Below are 22,198 nucleotides of genomic sequence, written 5' to 3'. Positions count from 1 at the left end.
ACATGAACAACACTACTGCCGATATAAAAGATATTTTCCTGCAGGGCGTTGCGGCAGTGCATCCGCAGCAGCTGATCAGGAAAAATGTACAGGTAATACCTGCCACCCGCGTTATTAATATTTCGGGAGATAGCTACGTCCTCCCGGAGCATGCGGCTGTTTGGATACTGGGGGCAGGCAAAGCTGCCGCCGCGATGGCACAGGAGCTGGAAAACATACTCGCTGCGCATTTCCCGGTAAAGGGAATGGTGGTTACAAAGTACGGGCATGCGTTACCGTTACAGCAGGTGGAGCTTATGGAGGCCGGTCACCCGGTGCCCGATGAACAGAGTGTAGCCGCTTCCGTTAAACTGCTGGATATGGCTGCTAAGGTGCAGCCGCAGGACCTGGTTATCTTTTTACTTTCAGGCGGCGCCTCCGCACTGCTGGCAGATGTACCGGCAGGCAGCAGTTTACCTGAAGTACAACAATTGTTTGAAGCATTACTGAAAAGCGGCGCCGACATCCGCGAAATGAACACCGTAAGAAAACATCTTTCCGGTATCAAAGGTGGTCAACTGGCAAAAAGCATATATCCGGCTACGTTATGCACCCTTGTTCTTAGCGATGTGGTGGGCGATGATCTCAGCGTGATAGGGTCAGGGCCTACAGTGGCCGACCCGTCTACCTTTGCGGATACCATGAATGTACTCCGCAAATATCATCTCCCGGAAAAAATATCCGCGTTCCTCCTTCAGCATATTGAAGACGGCCTCGCTGGCAGGATACGTGAAACACCCAAGCCAGGCGATCCATCCCTGCTGCATACACACAACTATCTCACCGGTACCAACCGTGTGGCATTGGAAGCGGCGGCTGCAAAGGCCCGGCAGCTGGGTTATCACCCGGTATTGTTATCTGATACTATAACGGGAGAAGTGCACGCTGTAGCTGCCGACCTGGTACAAACGGCACTCCGGTACGATGGTCCTTTACCAGCCTGTTTACTGGCTGGCGGGGAAACTACCGTGGAAGTAACCGGAAATGGCCTTGGTGGCAGAAATCAGCAACTTGCGCTGGCAGCAGGCATTGCCCTTGCCGGTTATCCATCGCTTACTTTCCTGAGCGGCGGCACCGATGGCAGTGATGGTCCTACCAATGCTGCAGGAGCTATCGTAGACGCATCAACGATAAAAAATGCGGTAAAAATGCAGCTCGATCCAAATAGTTTTTTACAACAGAACGATGCATGGCATTTCTTCTCAAAAGCAGGCGGGTTAATGATTACAGGCCCTACCCAAACAAATGTGATGGATCTCATGATCATCCTGATCGCCGCAGACGGCCCTAAAATTTGAAATCAAAGTTTGTATATGTGTGGATAGATTATATTTTTGGGGTTTGGAACTAGAAATTCTGGATTTACTAAACGTATTTGCATTATGCTGAGAATGGAACAGACATGGCGGTGGTACGGACCCAATGATCCGGTTAGCTTGTCTGATATTAAACAGGCAGGAGCTACCGGAATTGTAACCGCATTGCATCATGTGCCTAATGGAGTGGTATGGACGAAGGAGGAGATACAAAAGCGGAAAGCCATCATAGAAGCAGCAGGGCTTACCTGGTCTGTTGTGGAGAGCGTGCCGGTACATGAAGATATCAAAACGCAAAGCGGCCGTTTTAAGGATTATATCCACAACTACCAGCAAAGCTTGCGGAACCTGGCAGCATGCGGTATACGTACTGTTACGTACAACTTCATGCCAGTACTCGACTGGACCCGCACCGATCTGGCGTATACCGTAGAAGATGGTTCCAAAGCGCTGCGCTTTGAAAAAGCGGCGTTCATGGCATTCGACCTGTTCATGTTGCAAAGACCAGATGCAGAGAAAGATTACAGCGAGGAAGATATAGCCCGTGCAAAGGAGCATTTCGACAGCATGACTGCGGCCGACAAAGAGCTGCTGCAAAAAAATATTATTGCCGGATTACCCGGATCTGAAGAAAGCTTTACGCTGCAACAGTTCCAGGCCGCATTGGATAAATATAAAGGCATTGATGCCACCCAGCTGAAACTGCACCTGTTTTATTTCCTTCAGCAAATAGCGCCTGTTGCAGAAGAAGCCGGTATTAAACTGGCTATCCACCCGGATGATCCTCCGTTCCCGATTTTGGGACTGCCGCGGGTGGTAAGCACCGAACAGGATGCCCGCGAACTGCTCATTGCGGCGCCGTATGCCTCCAATGGACTGTGCTTTTGCACCGGCTCCTATGGCGTAAGGGCCGACAACGATCTTCCCGGCATGATAGAACGCCTGGGCGATCATATCCACTTCATCCACCTGCGCAGCACACAACGGGATGCATTGGGCAACTTCCACGAAGCCAACCACCTGGAAGGCGACGTAGACATGTTTGCCGTAGTAAAGAACATCCTGCTCACCATGAAACGCCGCAATGTTTCCATTCCTATGCGCCCGGATCATGGCCACCAGATGCTGGATGACCTGCACAAGAAAACAAATCCGGGATACAGTGCTATCGGCCGTTTACGCGGACTGGCAGAACTGCGTGGACTGGAAATGGGTATCGCGGGGGCTTTAGGCTCTGATTGACTGACGTCTACCAGCATCAGGTCTGCACAAAGAGTAAAGGTGGGGATAAGCAATACCATCGTCGGACTGAGATGCTACACCAGGGCAGAAAGCGTATTTGAACATATACCGTAATGGCTGATTACGTGTACAAATAACACTACTCTGAAAATATATTAAAGACCCGCCTTACCGGTGGGTCTTACTTTTTCTAGCGCCGGCTAACCACAAATTTTAAAAGCAGCGCACAAAAAATCACTGCTTTTTTGTAGCATTGCATCAGGACAAGATTTTATCAACTGTACACTTTTACCAAACCTACAATATGATGAGCGCAACTATAGATGCGAGATATGAGGCATGCCTGGCCAAAAGACCTGACAGCCTCGCCCGCCTGATCAATTTGTTCAAAAAAGATATAGACCTGCGTATTACACAAAAATTACTGGAGCGCGGATACAAGAACTTTAAACTGGGCGATATGGTACTCCTGGTACACATCGATGCGCAGGGCACCATTAACAACGACCTCGCCAGGAAAGCGCGCATCAGTAAACAAGCCATGAGCAAGGTAGTAAAGAACCTGGAAGCAGATAACTACATCGGTACCCGCAAACACGATACCGACAACCGCGCCAGCATTATTTTCCTGACAGAGAAAGGAAAAGAGTTTATGATCAACGCCTACGAAGCGGTAGATGAAGTACAGGACCTGTACGCCGGTATTATAGGCGAAGAAGCTTTTACACAGCTGAAAACGATCCTTAAACAATTAACAGCAGGCTTAAACCTGAGCTGACCATTCTTTATTTCAACGTTATGTAATACCGGTTGGCACTGTCTTTCACCAAAGGTACCTTTAACATCTTTTGCAGTAATTCCAGCGTTTCTTCTGCAGATTTATTTTCAAAGTCAACAGTCAGGCTGCGTTTATACACGCCTGCTGCGGATGGCGGCACCCGTATATCAAGGTGGAAGTAGCTGTTCACCGCATCAATGATTTCTTCCAGGGGAATATTCCGGAACTTCAGGCGGCCTGTTTTCCAGGCGAGCAGCGACTGGCTTTTAACTGTTTTGAACTGCAACGGCTGATGCTGTTCCCGCTTTGCCTGCATATTTGCGGTGAGGTATACTTTTTTGCCCTGATCCTGCACCAGGGTTACCTTTCCCTTTATTACCAGCACTTTGAAGAGGTTATTGGTTTTATGCACTGCAAATACGGCCTTCAGCGTATACAGATCAGTGTGCTCATCCAGCTGCATCCGGGTGCGGGTTGGCAATGCCACATCAAACCAGGCATCGCCGGCAAGCATGCGTAATTCCGGCGTTACATCAAGCCCTTTAGCATAGCTGAACGACGCGCCGTTGCCGGCAATCACGGTACAGCCCGGGGCCAGCAATAGGCTATCGGTATGGCCTGTATTGTTAACGTACCCCAATTGCTTAGCCGGAGCCGGCCGGCAATAGTAAACAATCACCGCTGCGACGAGCAGCGTCACCGCAGCGGCCACCAGCCATTTACGGTTAAAGGCGCGTACCGGGGAGCGTTTGGATAAAGCGGGTGAAGATGACGGAACCGCGCTTTCCACATCATGGGGAACAGGTATCCCCTCTGCAAGCCAGGCGGTTAAGCGGCTTTCCACGTAAGCAGCCTGCTCAGGTCCTTCGCGGCATAAACCGGCCATCTGTTCCTGTAAAAACGGATCCTGTGGAGCATGTATATATCTTGATATCAGATCATCGATATCCTGTTCCGGTTGATACATAGTGATTGGAATGCACGTGGCTATAGCTGGTATGTTTGGCAAGATACTTAACTTCCCTGCAAGTTCCATCGCGCAGGCATTACATTTGTACAGACAGAATAAATAATTAGGTCACTTCCGCAAGGTTTAATATTTTTAGCACAGAGGAACCGGCAAAAACGATATGTATGTCACCTGAACAATTAATAAATAACGACCAGGAATATATTGAGGGATTGCTTCACCATACACCAGCAGTAATTGAAAATATTTATCAGCGCTTTGCTTCCAAAGAAAAGCGGTTCATCCTGCAAAAGAGCGGTCACGTAAAAGATGCGGCGCATATTTTTGAAGAGGCCCTGATGGACATTTATTACTTCGCCCGCCGTCACCCGCTGAAAGTCTCCGACTTTGAGCCCTTTCTGCAACTGCTGTGCAAGCGTATCTGGGAACAGGAACTGGAGAGAAGAGGGCAACGGATTCCCGGCCTGGAAGCAGAGGAGCTCTCTACCATGAGCAGAGACGATATCCAGGATGTGGAAGATGTGCTGAAAGAAGGAGAAAAAAGAAGACTCGCCTATCACTATTACCTCGCCCTCTCGGACGACTGCAAAGAATTACTCCGCTGGTCGCTCACAGATGGCTGCCTCCAGGAAGATATTGCCGCAGAAACCAACATCCCTATTAGTGAACTGCCTGGCAGACGAGCCGATTGTTTCCGCAGCCTGTTCAGGGATATCGACATAAAACTAAAAGCCAACAGCCTTTCAGAAAAAGACCTGCTGGAAACAGACCGTTTCCTCAGCGGGCAAATGAGTGAGGCAGAGCGCAAAGCTTTCTCCGAACGACTTCAAACCGACACCCTGCTTACACAACAGGTAAAGCGCTTTGATGCTGTCCGGCAACTGCTGGGCCAGAAAATCTGTAACGACGCCAACCGGGATGAGTTGCAACATTTGCTGTTTACCCACCGCAACGCCTGGTACACGCTGAAAGACAGTTCGCCCATACCCATCCGCAATTATGTAATCCTTACTGCATTGATAGCAGCAGGACTGGCTATCCTGCTGTATGTAAGCCCCTGGAGAAAAAATATCTACCGGCAATTCGCTTCCACTGAAATGCAGATTCCGGATATCGACAGCCTGCGGCTTCCGGAAGAAGCGATCGAACAGTTCAATCGCGGCCATTTCAACGAAGCTGTATTGCTATTGAATAAAGCACTGGCAGCCAACCCGGGCAACCTATACGCCCGCTATTACCGCGGCGTAGCCCTGATCGACCAAAACCAGATGGAAAGCGCACGACAGGACCTCACTACTGTTTTTAACAACAGCAGCGAACTCCGGTACGAAGCAGCCTTTTATATGGCGTTGAGCTACCTGCGGGAAGGACGTAAGCAGCAATGCCTCGAATGGTTATTAAAAATCCCATCCGGCGCGCCGAATTACCTCAAAGTGCAGAAACTAATAGAAGAATTAAAATAATTAACTCAGGTATTGTCCCTTACTGTAGTGGATAATATTTTCTACTTCTCCCTTAATTAACTCATAAACAGGCGCCTTACCTGTTTTGATCTGTACCAGTTGTTGTAATACCAGGAAATAGATCTCTCCGCGGTTACAGCCATCAATCTGGGCTTTTAAAATGTCATGTTTTACCTCTTCACAACCGGTGGCATCCAGTTTCTGGTAAATAACATACAAGTCATCCATCCAACTCATTTCTCTAAAGTTTAAACATAGTGTATAGTCTCCTAAAGTTAAGGATTTATATTAAGAAAATAAAACATCTGAATCTTAAATAATTGTAAATTCTAAAGCGCTCATAACCAGATCAGAGGATTCCTCACGGGAAGGTTTCTAAGCACTTCTTCCTCCTCCGGATCCTGGTTAAGCGACAGCCATAGCCGGTAGTATTCCGGCCGCTGAAAAGCAGCCGCACCGAAAATGAGGAAGGGCTGCGCCACCGGCCAGCTGTTCCAGTACATCACATCATGTGCATAAGGCCAGCTGTTTTTGTTATTCACATATGGATAAAGGAAAGCGATTCCTCTCTCCATACTTTTACTGCTGTCTGCTGTAAAGCGCCACAGGTCATTATCCGGCGTACTCAGCAACTGGCAGATGGTGCTCATGGCATCCAGGTTAAACAGCGAGTAGCCGTAAGGTTTAGTACGTTTCAATTCCAGTGGGAAACTGCCGTCAGCAGCCATCTGGTGAGGCAGCAATACCGTTTTATAACGATTGCTGCAAAATTCCAACAGCTCTTTATCATCCACAAAACGCGCAAAAGCGGCTACCTGCATCACCCAGCACGTGCCGTGATTATTGGCAGCATTCATTTCATCCTTCCCATAAGGATGTGTGGTCAGCCATTGCAGGTATTCACTGAACCAGCTCTTAAACGCTGTAAGATCCGCTGGAGGAATGGCGCCGGCTTTCTCCATAACACTTAAAGCCTGCACCACTTCCATCAAATGGATCGTATCAATAATGCCGATACCCCTGCCGGTTACCTTTCCTTTGATGGCCTGCGCATACAGCAGCGAAGGATTCATCCGGGTAGCCGCTGTTTCAAACCAGGCCTTCGCATGCAGCAATGCCTGCTGCAGATAAGTGTTGTCTTTGGTGGCAATATATCCTGCCGCCAGTGCGCCCATCACCCGGCTGAAACGGATCATGGCCAGCCGGTGCGCTACAAAATTTTCAGGGTTGGTTTGGCCATCCCGCTGGATATAAGCTCCGTTTGGATTTGCCGGATCGGGCCACCAGTAATCCCCTTCTGAATAAAAGTCATGTATGCCGCCGGCGCTGCGGTCGCAACGGAAGGCGGTAATCGTTTGTGGTGGCTGCTGCATGGCCCATGCGGCCCGTTTGATCACCGCCACCCGTGTATCTTTAAGCAGCTGCTGCTGATAGGGTGATTGCGCCTGCATTATGCAGGAAATACTGATGAATAAAGCTGCCAGGAACGCACGCATGGAATTATTTTTTTGGTGTTAATAGTAATACCCGGCCGTCATGTCCTGCCAGCTCCATCACAAAAGAACCGGTGTGTGTACCTAAACCAGCGCCTGTCCAGTAATCTGATATTTGGTATGGCTGATCAAGTTTCACCGTTATTTTTTTTGAAGATGACTGCCAGTTGAGCAAAATCACCTGTTTGCCTGCCGCGGTAGTAACCCTTCCTATTTCAAAATCAGTGCCTTCAAAAGCTGCTGCCTTTGCGGTGGGAGGCAATGCCTTCTTCAAAACGTTGAGCCGTTCCCGTGATATCTCCGCTAAGTCATCGCCACTTAGTAACATACCACCGGTAGCGTACAGCAAAGCTGCATGGAAATTAAATTCGTTGTCAGGCATGTTGCCGGTGAGTACCAGGCAATCAGGATCGTTCCACCATAAACGGCCATTTTGCCAGGCACGGTAAAGGTTTTCACGACCGGAACGCTCAAATACCGGCCAGATGCGTTTAATATCCATTGAGCTCCGGCTGCCATGCACCAATCCTAATGATGGCCACAGCGGATGATTACAGCCAAGTATAAAAGCATCCCTGCTGCCTTTGAGAATGGCTTCCATGCCACGCCGGTATGCTTCTACCCTTGTAGCTTTAGCATCATAAAATTTGCCGCCATGAATAGCGCCCCAGAAATTAGCATCCAGTTTAAAATAAGTAACGCCCCAGTCGTTGCGCATGGTCCGGAATAGTTGCTCCAGGTGTTGCTGCACCGCAGGGTTTGTGCCATCCAGCACAAACCAGGGCTTCATCCGCCAGCCGCCAAACGTAACCAGGTCGCTGCGCAAAGGTGCACCAGACGCGTCTTTCACCAGCCAGTCCTTATGATTTTTATAAATAGTGGAGTTGCTGTCGCAAATAAACGGCGCTACCCAAATAGCCGGCTCAAAGCCTTTTTCCCGGATGGCTTTCAGCACCTGTTGCACATTACCGCCAAAAGAATTACCCGACTCCAGCCAGTCGCCCATATGCGGCTGATAACCGTCGTCTACCTGTATATATTTTAGCGCCGGAATGTTACTTTTTATGTAATCAAGGTTATCGTAAATATTCTGTGTGGTTACCTTCGGACCGAAACAATACCAGGAGCACCACCCGGTTGGTGGCTGCTTAAACTCAAGCCGTGGGTGATGCTCCTGGATCCTGCCGGCGAAACGGTCCAGCAAGGCGTTGCCATCCTTACCCGTGATCACCATTAATTCCTCCAGCTTAAAATCAGCTCCGGGAGCAAGTTCCAGGTTCTCCAGGTCGGTTACTGTTTTGATGGTATCCGCAGAAATATAAAACTTGCCCACAAAACGCCTGCTGGAAGTATATCCCAATAATATCTGTTCCTCATTTGCAGGGTACAAACGCAGCAGGTTGTATACTGCCAGGTAACCCTCCGGTTGCGGAATTTTATAATGCCCGGCATCCGTATAATTCCCTAATGTTTCAGGATGAGCAAGCGTACCGGCTGTTTGCGTCAGCATCTGGAAACCCTCCGCATAAAAGGGCGTGGTGGGCAACAATATCTTACCTGCCGCACCGGTAATCACTTCCTTCAATCGCACCGCGGTACTACCGGTGTTGACTATACGTACTTCAAAGTGATCATTTTTCCAGTTGCGGACTACTTTAATATAATCCGGCGCTATACTGCCATTGGCAGCATACACTACAGCTGCACTGCCTTTCAGCGCCTGTACAAATGCTGCGGGGGTTCCTGCCATGGCGGTGAGGGCACACCACAGTAAACCGGCAGTTAAAAGCCAACTATTTTTTTTCATCGTGGATATTATTTTGGTTGCATCGTGAGTTCAAATAGTTTCATCAATTCTTTTCCCGTTATCCCGTTTGCCTTAATTGTTATGTCATACTCGCCTGCCGGCAGATAAATATCTTTCAGTGACTTTACGGTTGTTTTAACCGGTTGCACAGTTTCCTTTATAACATTATCGCCTATACGCAGTATGAAACTGCCACCGGCATCTGCACCATACTTAATACTAAGGCTGTACGCCGCATCGTGTACGGTACGCACCTTCCAGCTGATGTACTGCGCAGTGTCTTTCCAGTTATGTACGTCATAATTATTCTTCTTTCCGTCACTGTACTGCCAGCCGCTGCCATGCAGGGTGGCATCAAACGCCCTGAGCACATTCGTAATGTTATAAGTATCCAATACTCTTACGTTATCTGTTTTAAGCTGGTCTGTTTCCAGTACAATAACGCTGTTAATGCTATCGGGCGCGTGTGCAGGCAATGCAATCAGCCAGTCTTTGGACTGCTGCCGCTTTAACTGCAGCGGCTTTTTACCTTTGTCGCCCAAAAGATAAGCCTTGCGGATATTGCTTTCCAGTCCGCCTACATATAAAGTAGATTGCCAGTTAAAAAGGTGCAGGTATAACTTGTTGCCCTTCCGCGTGCTTTCACCCCAGGGCTGCACTGGTAGCGGACTTGCAGTAGTGCCGTAAATACTTTCGCCGTATTGTTGCATCCACGCTCCAATGGTATGCAGTATTACCGTATCACGCGGGTCAATGCTGCCGTCGCCTTCCGGGCCGATGTTCATGAGCAGGTTGCCGCCTTTGCCGGCCGCTTTGGCCAGCAGCCGGATAAAAAAGCCCGGCGGCTTATGACTGCTGTCGTACTTCGAATATCCGTACGACTCGTTGGTGGTGGGAATGGCTTCCCAATCGCCGGTTACCGGGTAAAACTCCGCGGGCCGGTCGGCCGTGTTCACGTAATCGCCGAAAGAAACGCCGGGAGCGCGTGCCAGCCTGCCATTCACTACTACCTTGTTATCTGCCGCCCGGATCGCCTGCAGTATACGGATGTTTTCACTGAGCGGTAGCTTATGCGGCGTGTCAAACCAAAGAATATCCGGATGATATCTTTTCAACAACTCTAATATTTGCGGGATTGCTTTTTCATTCACATACCTCACCGCCTTAGGCAGTAATTCCGGATGTGCATTATACCAGGTGACACCACCATACAGGTTCTTATCTCCCCCCGGATTTTTATAATCCCAGTCGTTACCCGGTGCATCGGGATGCTCCCAGTCGAACGCATGGGAGTAATAAAAGCCGAACCGGATACCATATTTCTTACAGGCGACCGACAATGCCGCCAAAGGATCCTGCTGAATGTGATAGTTGCCGATAGCAGTGGGATACATGGCCACGCCATCATGATGCTTGGCGGTGATGACCAGGTATTTCATGCCCGCCGCTTTAATCATACGTACCCAGGCGTCGGCATCAAAATTTACCGGGTTAAATGGTTGAATGAGCTTATCCGCATATTCCTGCCGGCTTATCTTCTCCTTCCGCATCAGGTGCTCGGCGTAGCCCTCCACCTTCTTTCCATTCCATTCGCCGCCGGCGGTAGAATAAACGCCCCAGTGGATAAAGCATCCGAATTTAACATCCCGCCACCAGGCAATGCGGGCATCGTGGTTTTTCATGGATGCTTTCCACCAGCCATTCAGCGCGCCGTTGACTGCTATGCTGTCGCGCGCTGCGGCCTGCTGGCTCAGGATGCCATCATCAGCGCCTTTCACCTGCGCAACAGTTACTGCTGTTATAACGCTAAAGGCTATACTTAATATGCGCCTGCGATAGTTCATAAGATATCATAAATTTTACCAGGTGCAGTTGAAAAATCATACTCAAAAACTTTTTCCAACTGCAACACTGGTAATTTCGTTGCGTCTTTTACAATAGTGTTCCCCCGGATCTGCAACTGGTAGAATGGATTTATGTTGTTACCAACCGCCACCTTTACCGGTTGTCCGTTCACTTTAACGGCAACGCGCGTACGAATACGGCAGTTACCACCCAATGCTGAACGGATAACGGCATGCGTGAGCTGCCCATTTTTCCATTCCATATCTACTTCAAAACCACCTCTTGCTTTTAATCCTTTCACACTGCCGGAAGGCCACGCATCGGGCAATGCGGGGAGCAGGTACAGCGCGCCATCATGACTTTGCAGCAGCATTTCCGTAATCCCGGAAGTTACCCCGAAATTGCCGTCGATCTGGAACGGAGGATGCGCATCAAACAGATTGGGATAAGACCCGCCGCTGTTGTCGGCTACGCTCACTGTTTGACCGCCCGCCAGGAATAACTGCTTATTCAACATGGTATACGCGTGATTGCCATCTTCCAGGCGTGCCCACCAGTTTATCTTCCATGATTTAGACCAGCCGGTTCCGCCATCCCCCCGAAGCAGCAAACTGCGTATAGCCGCCGCCGATAGTACGGTATCCCTTCGGGGCGAAATGAAATTGCCCGGGAATAAGCCATACAGGTGGGATACGTGGCGGTGAGCATCTTTTGGATCGTCCCAGTCTTTGTACCACTCCTGCAATTGTCCATACTGACCGGTATGGAAAGGATACATTTCCTTCATGGTTTGTTTGATACGGGCTACCAGGGCTGCATCCTGTTGCAACACTACTGCTGCCCGGATCGTATTATTAAACAGGTCGTGAATAATGGAAAGATCCATGGTGGTAGCAATGCTCACAGAACCTTCACGCTTGCCGTTTACCATAAAGTTATTCTCCGGCGTGGTAGAAGGGCTTGTTATCCATTGTCCCTCTTTATTTTTCACCAGCCAGTCGAGCATAAATAATGCAGCGCCTTTCAGATCGGGATATACCTGTTGCAGCATTTTCTTATCGCCGGTAAACTGGTAGTGTTCCCACAGGTGGCGGCTTAGCCAGGCTCCGCCCATTGGCCATATTGCCCATTTGGGGTTACCGCTGGGATCGGAAAAATCAATACCACCGGCCGGGTTGGTCATACCCCATATATCCGAGTTATGATGCGCCGTCCATCCTTTTGCGCCATAATTTATGGCGGCGGTTACACGCCCGTGTTGCGCCAGCTGGCCAATAAATTCAAATAAAGGCGCACCGCAATCCGATAAGTTGGCGGTTTCAGACGGCCAGTAATTCATTTCCGTATTAATATTGATAGTATAGTTGGAGCCCCAGGGCGGTTGCATTTCCTTATTCCACAGTCCCTGCAGATTCATAGCCGGACCGCCTTTACGGGATCCGGATATCATCAGGTAGCGGCCGTATTGATACAGCAGCGTGGTTAATTGCGGATCGCGGTTGCCACCGGCGAGCGTATATACTTTCAGCCTTTCATCTGTTGGCAGCAATGCGGAAGTGTCGCTTCCGAGGTTGAGCGATACCCGGCTGAACAACGACGTATAGTCGTTTATGTGACCAGTCAGTAATTGCAGATAATTGCCTGCTTTCTGTAGAGGCGCCACAGCTGCCGCATGCGGATCTTTCCCGTTGGGTAATCCATCTTTGAAACTAGTGCCAACAGATACCAGGAGTACTGCTTCCGTTGCGCCGGAAATGTGTATGCCGGCAGTATCTGTATTTACGTGTCCTCCGTTTACGCGCGCATCAAGATGTACTTCATAATTGATTCCTTTATTGCCATAAACAATCTGTTTTGGCTCATAAGCCCTTGCCGCCACATATTCGGGGCATCTGCCCTTCATGACCAGGTAATGCGGGTTAACCACGCTGTTCGTATGCGGCATCGGGTTGGCAAAACGGGTGCTGAAGCTAAGCTGCCCGGCTTTACTGGCCGTATAGCGTATTACCAGCAATTGCTTCGGATAACTGCAAAACACTTCCCTCGTATAGTCGACACCGTTAGCTGTATAACTAACGCGTACTACCCCGTTGTTCAGGTTCAGTTCACGTTTATATTGTATGGCCTCCTGTGGTATATCGTTGTTTATAAAAAGACTTCCCAGTGTGAGATAGCGGGCGCTGTAGGTACCCATCATTTTGCGGGCCACCTGATCTGCTTCCATATATTTTTCTTCTGCCAGCAGCTGGCGGATGACGGGCAGCAGTTCTTTGGCGGCCGGGTTATTGCCATCACGTGGAACGCCGGACCAGAGATAACCTTCATTGAGTTGCAGTTCTTCCTGCTGTACGCCGCCAAAGATCATGGCACCCATGCGGCCGTTTCCTACAGGGAGTGCCTCTACCCATTGTTTGGCCGGTTGCCGGTACCAGAGTTTTAACAGGGAATCTGCAGGTGTTCCGGCGCCGGTGTTTCCGGCCAATAACATCAGCGAAGCTGCTAACAGATACTTTATCATCAATATATTATTTTTCAAGTTGAGTCATGCCTGTTTCCATTCCCTTGCTTACGGTTGCCACTACCTTACCATCGTTCATACCAGCCTGGGCCTCCATAGTAATTCTGATCCGGCTATGATGGCAAGGCAGGTGGCCATTCCTCTGATTAACATTTGCTTTTAATTTTTTTGGCGAATCTGTTTTAAGGAAATGTCTGTTGCAGGCTTTCTTTTTTTAGAAAGGGGAATGTATATCAGTTACCTGACATTCGTTCTTTCATCATGGAATTTATCTCTTTCAGCAAACGTTTGCAAAATATCCTTAGTCGACCTTAACCGGTGTTTTCACTACTTCTACGGGTATTTTAAAAACTATGCTTTGCTAATATAATCCGAAACTATGCAATCGGTTGCAAATAAATGTATGCAATTTTACCCATTTCAGGTATCTTTTTAAGGCAGTGTAAAAAAGAGGGAGAAACCGGTTATCAGATGGGGTGACCGTGGAAGGTTCCTGTCTTGCAAAAGCAAAAAAAGAAAATTATACAATAAATGTTTTGTTCGATCGTCTGGTAATAAAGTGAGGATGTTGTTATGAAAAAAGGAAAACAATCCATCATTGCATCATACCGGCTGGAAGAGCTTCTGGTTGTTCCGGGGTTGATGATAGATGTTCATCATAAACAGGCCGGGGAACCGGCCCACCACCCCAATGCTGATTTAACGGCGGCCCACCGGCACGAGTTTTACACATTGGTGATAACAGGCAGGCAGCGAAGCCGGCACATGGTAGATTTCAGGCTGATAGACATGCCACCGGAGAGCATGTTTTTATTAACACCGTGGCAGGTGCACCTGTCGATGGATGGAGAACAGGTGCAGGATGTGTACTTGATCTCCTTCACGCGTGATTTTTTACCTGTTGGCTTTGCTGCTTTGCCTTTATGTGTGGAGCATCCGGTAACACCCGACAACGCTGCTTACCAGGAAATATGGCATTTGTGTGCACAGATGCTGCGGGAATTCAATACGCGTAAGGTGCTGCAGGAACAGGTATTGCAACATTACCTGGCGGTATTGCTGACCCAGTTTACGCGGTATCTTCCCGAAAACACCCAAAGCTCCCCTTTACAATCAACATTATTAAACCGTTACCGGGAACTGATGGAGCAACACCTGCTGAGCTGGAACAGCGCCGGAGAATACGCACGGGCGCTGTATGTTACCACAGACCATTTAAACGAGGTAGTAAAACAGGAAACAGGGCAAACGGCTTCCGCGTTGCTGGCTGCCAGACGTATACTGGAAGCCAAGCGGATGTTGCTGCATTCCACGCATGGCATCAAGGAAATAGCCTGGTACCTGCAATTCAATGAGGTCACTTATTTCAACCGTTTTTTCAAACAGCATACCGGTCAAACGCCGGTGGCCTTCCGGATCTCAAGCCGGGAAAAGTATAACTATAACCCGGAATAGTATAATAACAGAGAAGTGTGGGTCCGGTAGTTTTGCTGAAACAATTTTTGAGTTATGAAACCACTAGTAATTTTTACGAACGATATTAAGCATCTGAAAATAAAGAGTAACCCTTAAAGAGGCACTGCAGCCGTTCTCCGCCAGGCTCTGGTAATATCAGCCCCTTTATTCTGCAACTTACCCGCCGCAAGCCGGCGCGTTTTAATCATCAAACACATTTAATAAATGCCTTCAATTAAAGAAAGGGCGACCAGTTTACTGATGTCGCGCATAGGGAAAACTGCGCACGTAATAAGCGTAGCACGTATAGGAAATTTTTTATTAGAGATAGATTTGCAACTGTCGCAGGCCCTGCCAGAACGCAGCACCCAGCATCTCAAATGTGAGGTGGCTCCATATGCGTATCGCGATTACACCGTTGCATGCTGGGACACTGCTGCACAAACCGCCACCCTTATAGTGGATTGCGGACATGAGGGAGCTGGCAGCTCCTGGGCGCTGGAACTGCAACCTGGTGATGAAGTAAATTATGCCGGGCCCGGTGGTGGTCAGCATCAGCCCTCCGGCATGCAGCACCTGGTGTGCATAGGTGACGCCAGCGCTGCAGGGCACTTTCATTCTTTATACCTGCGTAAAACCAACCAACAACAATTTCATTGCTTCCTGCAATTGGAAGATCCGCTTACCCGGCAGATATTACAAATGCCGGTACAGCCGCTTTCCAATAACGGTCATTATTTCACCGATTTACATGAATGGTTATACCATTATGATTTCCCGGTGGCAAATACAACTTATTATGTGGCAGGTAATCAACAGATGGTGGTACAGGTACGCAAATTATTACGTCAGCAAGGCAAACAGGTAAAGGCACAGGGTTTCTGGGGCTAAACGCTATGGCATCAGACCAGGTGTTCTTTCATTGCCTTTACAATAGCGTTGGAGCGGGATTTTACATCGAGCTTGCGATAAATATTCATGATATGGGAACGGACCGTTCCCACACTGATATGGCACCCTTCTGCTATCTGCTTATAGGTGTCGCCATTTACCAGGCAACGTAAAATCTCCTTCTCCCGCGGCGATAATCCGTAGGGGTCCTGATAAACCTGTTTCTCCTTGCGGAAAAAGGCCAGTACTTTGTTAACCGCCACTAAGTTCGACTGCAAAGCCGTCTCATATATCTGAGAAATAAACTCTGTCAGGGAGACCGGGGGTACATGATCGATTTTAAACGCTTCAGTTGCTGCCGGCACCTGTATTAATCCCTGTTCCGTTTCGTTCAGGGTAAGCAATAGCACATTTATATCAGGGTAAGCTGCTTTTACTATGCTGGCGGCTTCTATTGCGGTCAATCCGGGTATCTCTATATCCATAAAAACCAGGTTGCAGATATCTTTTGCTAATTGTTGTAACGTTTCCGACGATTCGCTGTGCAATCCTGAAACCTCTAAAACACGCGTTCCTCCCAGGTTAGCAGAATTAATAGGCCGCACTTTTTTCATAATATTCCTTTTGGGTTATGTATATTCATATGAAATATTCCATTAATAACTGCAGGTTTTCCGGAAGCTGGTATGGTTGATAAATTATAAATGGAAAGAATCACACGGTTCCCATACCCGTCGCAAATTTGAAACAATTACATGCAGTAGTCAATCGGATACATATATGGTTTTTCAATAAATATTAATATACAATTCATTTTATATTAGCAATAAAATGAAAATATAACGTGGTATCTGACAGTTTATTAAAGGATTAACCTGGATACAATTACTTACTAATCAACTACTTAAAAGTCAGGACTTCTATCATTTAAAACAAATTATACTTTGGTATATATATATTATGGTTGTACTTTTCCTGCGGGTCTCCGCTCAGTTCCCTTCGCCCCGGTAAGGTCGTCGCCAAGCGTCGACCGGTACTTTTCTGCTATCGCCTGCAGGGATTTCACCACCTCCGGAAACTGCTGCTGCACATCCAATGTTTCACCCGGATCACGCCGCATGTCATACAATGCCATAGGGACGTCTACTTCCGGCTGCGCACCGGGAAAACCATCATATCCCGGCAGGTTTAATTTATACGTTCTGCTTCTATGCGGGAGCATCAGTTTCCACGGCCCTTTCCTGATGGCCTCCAAACTATTCACCTGGTAATATACGGCCAGCTCATCCCGCGGGTTTGCTTCCGGCTCATTAAATAATAATGACTTCATATCCACTCCGTCAATTTTCCGGACTGGCAATGCAGCCCCGCATAAATTGGCCACTGTAGGAAGCAGATCAATGGTAGCAGCCATTTTGTTGCAAACAGTACCGGCAGGAATCTTCCCCGGCCAGCGCATGATACACGGTACCCTCGTGCCACCTTCCCAGGAAGTACCTTTACCTTCGCGCAGGCCGCCGGTATTTCCGGCATGGTTACCATAAGATAACCAGGGACCATTATCGCTGGTAAAAATCACCAGGGTGTTATCAGACAAACCATTCTCCTCCAACGTCTTTAATACCTGGCCAACAGACCAATCTATTTCTGCTATCACATCTCCAAAAAGTCCATCCTTACTTTTTCCTTTATACTTCTCTGACACCGCAATAGGTACATGTGGCATACTGTGCGCCAGGTAAAGAAAAAATGGTTGCTGCCGGTTATTCTTTATAAAACGGCAGGCCCTTTCTGTATAAAGCGTAGTGAGTTGCGACTGATCTTCCAGTGTTTTAATATATCTGAGTGGCTTATTACCTTCTATCAGCGGCAGTGGCGGATACTTTCTCCGCGGATGCGCAGAGGTATCGGAATAAGGCTTTCCATCATAATGTACCGGCCACATATCATTGGAATAAGGCAGTCCGAGGTACTCATCAAAACCATGCTGTAAAGGCAACCATGGTTCCCTGCTTCCCAGGTGCCACTTACCTACCATCCCGGTGCGGTAACCCCGTGCTTTTAAAACAGATGCAATGGTTTGTTCGGCGGTGTCCAGCGCAATAGGCGATGCCGGCGACAAAGCGCCATTAATGCCTACCCTGTTAGGATAACAGCCGGTCAGCAATCCTGCCCTTGATGCAGAACAAACTGCCTGCGCTGCATAAAAATAAGTGAAACGCATGCCCTGAGCGGCCATACGGTTGATATTGGGAGTGTGCCAGGGAGTACCGGCAAAACATTCAAGGTCACCATAACCCATGTCATCCATGAAGATGATCACAATATTCGGCTTTTTTGCCACCGGCGGCAGTTCCCTAAAGCTGAATGATACAGCCGCCAATATGAATGTGCTCAGGCAAAAAAAAGCTCTTTTCATCCGGGACGTTTAACAATAAATAATGGTGAGTATAAAAATATACATCTTCCGCGGATTTCCTAGAAAAATTTGTCTTAGCGAGTTTTGTCTTGAGCGCTGATTACGCTGATTATAATGATTTAGGGGATTGACCTTTGGGATTTTATTATGATTAGGGGAGATAGAAGCGATTTGACCTTTGGGATTTTTATAAGATTAGAGAATATATAAGCGATTTGTTATCATAAGATGTATTAAAGATTAAGGGAGATATAAGCGAATAAATCCGCCTATATCTCCCTTAATCATAACAAAAATAACAATAAAAATCTCAAAAGATCAAATCGCTTCTATCTCCCCTAATCATAATAAAATCCCAAAGGTCAATCCCCTAAATCATTATAATCAGCGTAATCAGCGCTCAAGACAAAACCCGCTCATTGCAAAATCAGTTCTATCACCGGGATCTCCACGTCAGGTTTGCGCACCGGCAGTTCCAGGGCAAGGTCGCCTTTGTCGGTGCCACGCATTTTCACTTCGGAGCCATCGTTTAGTAGCTGCGCGTATTTTACTTTGCCTTTCATGCCCGGCAGTTCGAAACGTTGTAATGGGTAGTCGAGCAAATGCACATACAAACGTTTGGTGGTTGGATTGTAAGTCAGCAAACTGTTATCAGGGCGCTTGAACTCCGCTGGTGCTTCGGTGCAGCCGTAAATGGAACGGCCATTCACCTGCATCCACTCACCCATTCCTTTCAGCCTGTCCTGTGCGCGGGCATCAAAAGTACCGCGGGAGGTAGGTCCTACGTTTAGCAACAGGTTACCGCCCTTACTCACCGATTCAATCAGCAACACCAGTAACTGCTTGTTATCCTTCCAGGAAGTTTCATCACGGTAATATCCCCATGAACCGGAAAAAGTCTGGCAGGTTTCCCAATGAATGCGCTTGCCATTACGGGTAGGCCATTCGGATACTTTGTATTGCTCCGGTGTGGCAAAATCGCCGCCGTCTTCATATTCTCCAAGGTCCAGGCGGTCGTTGATGATAATGCCTGGTTGCAGCTTGCGGATCATTTTAATAAGATCCAGCGAATTCCAGTCGTTATGATCTTTCCCATGCTCTCCCGGAAAAGAAAAGTCGGTCCAGAGGATGTCAATTTTACCGTAGTTGGTCATAAGTTCCTTTACCTGGTTCTTCAGGTAAGTACGGTATTTTTCCATATCGCGGCCCTTATTCAGCTGCTCATAATCCTTCGGATCGGAAGGACGCTGCGGGTGCACACGGTCGATGGTATAATCCGGATGATGCCAGTCGATCAGCGAATAATAAAACCCTACTTTTAATCCTTCTGCCCGGAAAGCGTCTACCCATTCCTTGATCAGATCCCTTTTAGCTGCCGTGTTAGGCGCTTTGTAATCGGTGTATTTAGAATCAAATAAACAGAAGCCTTCATGGTGCTTGGTGGTGATCACTGCATACTTCATACCTGCCGCTTTCGCCTGCCGCGCCCATTCGCGTGGATTGTAGAGGTCCGGGTTATAGAGGTCGAAATATTTCTGGTAGGCACTGTCGGTAATATGCTCATTACTTTTTACCCATTCGTGCCGGGAAGGCATGGAATACAGTCCCCAGTGAATAAACATGCCGAAGCGGTCGTTCACCCACCAGGACAGCCGTTGCTCTTTCTGTGCATCTGTTTCGTTGAATATTTTCTTTTCCTGTGCGTTAACTGCCGACAGGAATACCAGGAAAGTGAGAATACAAAGTGATAGTTTCTTCATAACTAATAAATTATACATTCGGTTTGATACAAGGTTACTCGGCTACCAGCCAGGTGTAGCCATTTGCGGGGATGGTTACTTTCACATGAGCGCGGTAACGGTCAAGGGTATACGTTTTTAGCGGTCCTTCTTTTTCCCGGATACGCACGCTTTGTGTGAGCCCGCTGTAATACAGAGGCAGCGCCACTTCACGGGTAATGGCCTGTTGTGTTGGATTGTACAGCATCGCCAGGGCCTTTTGCGGCAATTGGGCGCTTATATGCATAATCCCGTCCCAGTCGCGGCCATCAGCCCTACGCAGGTGAATGATGTCCGTATTGAGAATGTCGCGATACTTTTTATACCAGTTGACCATGTTCTTTACCACTGCTTTGGTGCTATCGGTGTCGTATAAACGCGGACCACGGTAGCAGGCCTGTACTCCGGCGCCGTAATACTGTGCCATCAGCTGGTCGTAGGCGTCCAGGTGATCTTTCAGCGGTTCCAGGGTCGCGGCTGCGCCTCCGCCCTGGTATTCGCTGAGCGGTACAAATCCCCAGCTCATGGAAGGGGTTTTCTCCCAGGTGCCATCAAAAATATTCTGCCTGTTCAGGATCAGTTGTTCTGCGCGTGGCAGGGAAAAATTTACTTCGCGGTAGCCCAATGCTATTTTGTTGGTGCCATCCAGGAAGTACCAATCGGGGGCATTTACATACACCCCTTTTTCGTTGAGCCAGTGATAAAGCCCTTTCTGTAACTGCATTTGCTTCCACTGGGAATCTTCCAGCCCGGTGTGGCCGGGATGTGTTGTGGAGGCGCAAACATCTCCGGGGTAAGGCCCATCATTTTCAAAAATATCGAAGCCGGTAGCGCTGATAAAACTTTTAATCTTCTGCAGATAACTCAGGCCCCATTTGCTGCCCATACAGGGAGCATTCCCAAAAAATGCACCGCCTGTTTTACCGGTTGCCGGGTTAATCACATCATCTTCCTCACTGATACGCCTGCTCGAAAACAGGGAGTAACCGCCCAGCAGCACCTTTTTACTATGTGCATAATCCGCCAGCGCTTTGAATTTAGCGATGTTGGCAGCGCCTGTATCTTCCATATTCAAACCACTGCCAAAGCTGAGGATCACGCCTTCATAGCCGGTTGCGGCGCATTGGTCAATGATCGCTTTTACTTTCACGGGGTCGGTACTTACCAGGTGCATGAAAATAGGATTTTCGGTGGTCCACGGTGCGATGGTGCGGTAAAATCTTCTCTTAGCCAATCCATTTCTTTCGCGGTCGTATCCGTCAAACAACAGTTCGTAGGTACGGATCGATTCAAAATGTTCACCGGCGGCTAAGGTGATGCCTACCGGCACACTTGGGTATACTTCCAGTACGCAGGGCGTTTGCAGGTCGTAGTTTACCTGGGAAGTGTAGGTGCTGTCGGCTTTCCAGTGGGTGGTCTGATCGCTGAGATTTGCCTTCATGGCATTATTGAAAGCGTAATTACTTTCGATATAAATTCCGTGCGGTACCTGCATTTTATTCACGCTGCCTACTACTGCAGATTCCTCTTCCGGCGTTGCCAGTATTTCATTCACTACCTGTTGCAGCTTTATGGGTTGTCCGCTCTTGTTGGTTATTTCCAGCCATTTCGAGAGGAGCGGGATCCCGTCAAAAATATCGTAGTGCACTTTAACGCTGATGCCTTTCAGTTCAGGCGCCTGCGCCTCATACGAGAAGGTAAGCTCTTTGCCGGAGGGCTGCTTTGGATTGCTGCACCAGCCTTTTGCCTGCCATTTTAAATAGGGAGAGGTGGCGGTTACCTGGTGGCCACTGTAAATAAAATCTGTTGACCCGGCTTTCAGGTTATCCAGCCACGCAGGAAGCAGATATGCCTGTTGCTTTTGGCCCCGGGCGCCGCCAATCATATAGTCGTGCCCGTTAATAGTAAGCCTGGCTTCGGGCTTAATAGCACGCAGCAGCTGTTCACCGCTGACCAGGTTACGGTAATCGGTGCAGATTACGTTAGGGGCTATACGAAAACTCCGGCTCAGCAAACCATTGCTGAGTGTAATTTCCTTTTCCTTTTCCGTTACCGTGGCGGTATACGACTGGTGGCTGATGAGCCAGTCGGGCGCAGGGGCTTTCACCTGTGCGATCGCTATACCGGAATAAAGACTGGTAACCAGTCCAAACAGGAGGTGTGTTCTTTTCATGTTCTTGTTCT

The 22,198-nt window shown here is 48.4% G+C and carries 16 protein-coding genes; 6 read left to right on the top strand and 10 right to left on the bottom strand.

The window, feature by feature from the left end; genetic code table 11:
- Positions 1–2: 2 nt before the first annotated feature.
- The 3 genes from QFZ48_RS14855 (at position 3) to QFZ48_RS14845 (ending at position 3,375) form a co-directional block, all read left to right on the top strand.
- Entirely contained in the window at positions 3–1,337 is a 1,335-nt protein-coding gene (locus tag QFZ48_RS14855) for a glycerate kinase type-2 family protein (protein WP_429051404.1), read from the top strand.
- Between the two features lie 84 nt (positions 1,338–1,421).
- Positions 1,422–2,597, top strand: a complete 1,176-nt coding sequence (gene uxuA / locus QFZ48_RS14850) for a mannonate dehydratase (RefSeq protein WP_429062837.1) — start codon at positions 1,422–1,424, stop codon at positions 2,595–2,597.
- A 307-nt stretch (positions 2,598–2,904) separates the two neighbouring features.
- A complete protein-coding gene (locus QFZ48_RS14845) occupies positions 2,905–3,375 on the top strand; it encodes a MarR family winged helix-turn-helix transcriptional regulator (protein WP_159454348.1) in 471 nt (156 codons plus the stop codon).
- Positions 3,376–3,382: 7 nt separating this feature from the next.
- Here QFZ48_RS14845 and QFZ48_RS14840 read toward each other — a convergent pair whose 3' ends face one another.
- A complete protein-coding gene (locus QFZ48_RS14840) occupies positions 3,383–4,342 on the bottom strand; it encodes a FecR family protein (protein WP_429062834.1) in 960 nt (319 codons plus the stop codon).
- Between the two features lie 167 nt (positions 4,343–4,509).
- Between QFZ48_RS14840 and QFZ48_RS14835 the strand changes: the two genes are divergently transcribed.
- Positions 4,510–5,808 carry a tetratricopeptide repeat protein gene (locus QFZ48_RS14835; RefSeq protein WP_429051409.1) on the top strand — a complete coding sequence of 433 codons (1,299 nt, stop codon included), beginning with the start codon at positions 4,510–4,512 and terminating at the stop codon, positions 5,806–5,808.
- Here QFZ48_RS14835 and QFZ48_RS14830 read toward each other — a convergent pair whose 3' ends face one another.
- The 5 genes from QFZ48_RS14830 to QFZ48_RS14810 form a co-directional block, all read right to left on the bottom strand.
- Positions 5,809–6,045 (bottom strand): hypothetical protein, encoded by a 237-nt coding sequence (locus QFZ48_RS14830; protein WP_079470877.1) that lies wholly within the window; start codon positions 6,043–6,045, stop codon positions 5,809–5,811.
- 101 nt (positions 6,046–6,146) lie between these two features.
- A complete protein-coding gene (locus QFZ48_RS14825; protein WP_429062833.1) occupies positions 6,147–7,304 on the bottom strand; it encodes an alginate lyase family protein in 1,158 nt (385 codons plus the stop codon).
- A gap of 4 nt (positions 7,305–7,308) precedes the next feature.
- Positions 7,309–9,108: a glycoside hydrolase family 36 protein gene (locus tag QFZ48_RS14820; protein WP_429062831.1), complete on the bottom strand. Its 1,800-nt coding sequence runs from the start codon at positions 9,106–9,108 to the stop codon at positions 7,309–7,311.
- Between the two features lie 8 nt (positions 9,109–9,116).
- Positions 9,117–10,952 carry an alpha-L-fucosidase gene (locus tag QFZ48_RS14815; RefSeq protein WP_429062830.1) on the bottom strand — a complete coding sequence of 612 codons (1,836 nt, stop codon included), beginning with the start codon at positions 10,950–10,952 and terminating at the stop codon, positions 9,117–9,119.
- The gene (locus tag QFZ48_RS14810; protein WP_429062828.1) at positions 10,949–13,471 is read right to left on the bottom strand and encodes a glycoside hydrolase family 95 protein; all 2,523 of its coding nucleotides are present in this window, start codon (positions 13,469–13,471) and stop codon (positions 10,949–10,951) included. Before QFZ48_RS14810 ends, QFZ48_RS14815 begins: the two co-directional genes overlap by 4 nt.
- Positions 13,472–14,044: 573 nt before the next feature.
- On the opposite strand from QFZ48_RS14810, the gene QFZ48_RS14805 reads away from it, so the two are divergent.
- Together QFZ48_RS14805 and QFZ48_RS14800 are read left to right on the top strand one after the other, a co-directional pair.
- Positions 14,045–14,926: a helix-turn-helix domain-containing protein gene (locus tag QFZ48_RS14805; RefSeq protein ID WP_429062826.1), complete on the top strand. Its 882-nt coding sequence runs from the start codon at positions 14,045–14,047 to the stop codon at positions 14,924–14,926.
- 225 nt (positions 14,927–15,151) lie between these two features.
- Positions 15,152–15,817: a siderophore-interacting protein gene (locus QFZ48_RS14800; RefSeq protein WP_429062824.1), complete on the top strand. Its 666-nt coding sequence runs from the start codon at positions 15,152–15,154 to the stop codon at positions 15,815–15,817.
- 11 nt (positions 15,818–15,828) lie between these two features.
- Here QFZ48_RS14800 and QFZ48_RS14795 read toward each other — a convergent pair whose 3' ends face one another.
- The 4 genes from QFZ48_RS14795 to QFZ48_RS14780 all read right to left on the bottom strand — a co-directional run bounded on the left by QFZ48_RS14795 (position 15,829) and on the right by QFZ48_RS14780 (position 22,187).
- On the bottom strand, positions 15,829–16,431 hold the full coding sequence (locus QFZ48_RS14795) for a DNA-binding response regulator (protein ID WP_429051421.1): 603 nt from the start codon (positions 16,429–16,431) through the stop codon (positions 15,829–15,831).
- Positions 16,432–16,775: 344 nt separating this feature from the next.
- Positions 16,776–18,236, bottom strand: coding sequence for a sulfatase family protein (locus tag QFZ48_RS14790; protein WP_429051423.1), 1,461 nt, complete (start codon positions 18,234–18,236; stop codon positions 16,776–16,778).
- 416 nt (positions 18,237–18,652) lie between these two features.
- Entirely contained in the window at positions 18,653–19,996 is a 1,344-nt protein-coding gene (locus tag QFZ48_RS14785; RefSeq protein ID WP_429062822.1) for an alpha-L-fucosidase, read from the bottom strand.
- A gap of 34 nt (positions 19,997–20,030) precedes the next feature.
- Positions 20,031–22,187 (bottom strand): alpha-galactosidase, encoded by a 2,157-nt coding sequence (locus tag QFZ48_RS14780; RefSeq protein ID WP_429062821.1) that lies wholly within the window; start codon positions 22,185–22,187, stop codon positions 20,031–20,033.
- Positions 22,188–22,198: the final 11 nt, after the last annotated feature.

Origin of the sequence: Chitinophaga sp. W2I13, from assembly GCF_050434005.1 — a bacterium.
Lineage (GTDB): Bacteria > Bacteroidota > Bacteroidia > Chitinophagales > Chitinophagaceae > Chitinophaga.
This window is presented reverse-complemented; position numbering and strand designations above follow the sequence as displayed.

What these genes read in the sequence shown, in the direction of transcription:
- QFZ48_RS14855 (WP_429051404.1), top strand. Translation starts at nt 3, where the DNA reads ATGAACAACACTACTGCCGATATAAAAGATATTTTCCTGCAGGGCGTT.
- uxuA (WP_429062837.1), top strand. Translation starts at nt 1,422, where the DNA reads ATGCTGAGAATGGAACAGACATGGCGGTGGTACGGACCCAATGATCCG.
- QFZ48_RS14845 (WP_159454348.1), top strand. Translation starts at nt 2,905, where the DNA reads ATGAGCGCAACTATAGATGCGAGATATGAGGCATGCCTGGCCAAAAGA.
- QFZ48_RS14840 (WP_429062834.1), bottom strand. Translation starts at nt 4,342, where the DNA reads ATGTATCAACCGGAACAGGATATCGATGATCTGATATCAAGATATATA.
- QFZ48_RS14835 (WP_429051409.1), top strand. Translation starts at nt 4,510, where the DNA reads ATGTCACCTGAACAATTAATAAATAACGACCAGGAATATATTGAGGGA.
- QFZ48_RS14830 (WP_079470877.1), bottom strand. Translation starts at nt 6,045, where the DNA reads ATGAGTTGGATGGATGACTTGTATGTTATTTACCAGAAACTGGATGCC.
- QFZ48_RS14825 (WP_429062833.1), bottom strand. Translation starts at nt 7,304, where the DNA reads ATGCGTGCGTTCCTGGCAGCTTTATTCATCAGTATTTCCTGCATAATG.
- QFZ48_RS14820 (WP_429062831.1), bottom strand. Translation starts at nt 9,108, where the DNA reads ATGAAAAAAAATAGTTGGCTTTTAACTGCCGGTTTACTGTGGTGTGCC.
- QFZ48_RS14815 (WP_429062830.1), bottom strand. Translation starts at nt 10,952, where the DNA reads ATGAACTATCGCAGGCGCATATTAAGTATAGCCTTTAGCGTTATAACA.
- QFZ48_RS14810 (WP_429062828.1), bottom strand. Translation starts at nt 13,471, where the DNA reads ATGATAAAGTATCTGTTAGCAGCTTCGCTGATGTTATTGGCCGGAAAC.
- QFZ48_RS14805 (WP_429062826.1), top strand. Translation starts at nt 14,045, where the DNA reads ATGAAAAAAGGAAAACAATCCATCATTGCATCATACCGGCTGGAAGAG.
- QFZ48_RS14800 (WP_429062824.1), top strand. Translation starts at nt 15,152, where the DNA reads ATGCCTTCAATTAAAGAAAGGGCGACCAGTTTACTGATGTCGCGCATA.
- QFZ48_RS14795 (WP_429051421.1), bottom strand. Translation starts at nt 16,431, where the DNA reads ATGAAAAAAGTGCGGCCTATTAATTCTGCTAACCTGGGAGGAACGCGT.
- QFZ48_RS14790 (WP_429051423.1), bottom strand. Translation starts at nt 18,236, where the DNA reads ATGAAAAGAGCTTTTTTTTGCCTGAGCACATTCATATTGGCGGCTGTA.
- QFZ48_RS14785 (WP_429062822.1), bottom strand. Translation starts at nt 19,996, where the DNA reads ATGAAGAAACTATCACTTTGTATTCTCACTTTCCTGGTATTCCTGTCG.
- QFZ48_RS14780 (WP_429062821.1), bottom strand. Translation starts at nt 22,187, where the DNA reads ATGAAAAGAACACACCTCCTGTTTGGACTGGTTACCAGTCTTTATTCC.